General features: G+C 33.7%; 1 pseudogene. It reads left to right on the plus strand.

Annotation, left to right across the window (positions count from 1 at the left end):
- Window positions 1–109: 109 nt before the first annotated feature.
- A pseudogene (cap4, locus tag ACSC97_RS18250) lies at window positions 110–478 on the plus strand (CD-NTase-associated endodeoxyribonuclease Cap4); the annotation flags it as partial.
- Window positions 479–590: the final 112 nt, after the last annotated feature.

Here is a 590-nt window from a genome sequence, read left to right on the forward strand (position 1 = left end):
CAGAAGAAATTATTTAGACCAATGATCAAAAACTTCATTGATGACTTTATTCTCGATAAAAATCATCTGCTACCACAGAGAGTCTATAAATAATAGTGCGTAAGTCCTAATAACTTTTAATTCTGAGAATAGTGAGTCTATATTTCTAAGTGAAATTCAAGACACAATAAATATTGAACTGCTCAGGAGTCAGGTCAAACAACTAAAAGATCAGTTCAAAAATCTAATTTCTCGTTCATCTTTTGGTCCAATATATCGTAAAGACTTTGAAAGTTTTATTTGCCATGCTCTTGAAGAAGATATAAGTAGAAGTCAGTGGCTATCCGATCCTATAAAAATTAATCTTTCAGCATCATCCAGTCAGTATCAAGACTTAAACTTAGATATTAGTGATTTCAATGGTCCTGATCGTGCTCAAAAAAACTCCAGCGACTGGAACAACCTAATCAAAAAAGCAGTATCGATTGGGGATTTTATTCGTAAGCGTCCGCTGAACACACCTTATGAATTCATCCTATAAGCCTTAATTTAGTCCCCACTTAAAAACAAGTGGGGACTAAAATTTATGACTACAAATCACCAGACATCCA

Source organism: Acinetobacter sp. P1(2025), from assembly GCF_051390655.1.
GTDB classification, from domain to species: domain Bacteria; phylum Pseudomonadota; class Gammaproteobacteria; order Pseudomonadales; family Moraxellaceae; genus Acinetobacter; species Acinetobacter junii.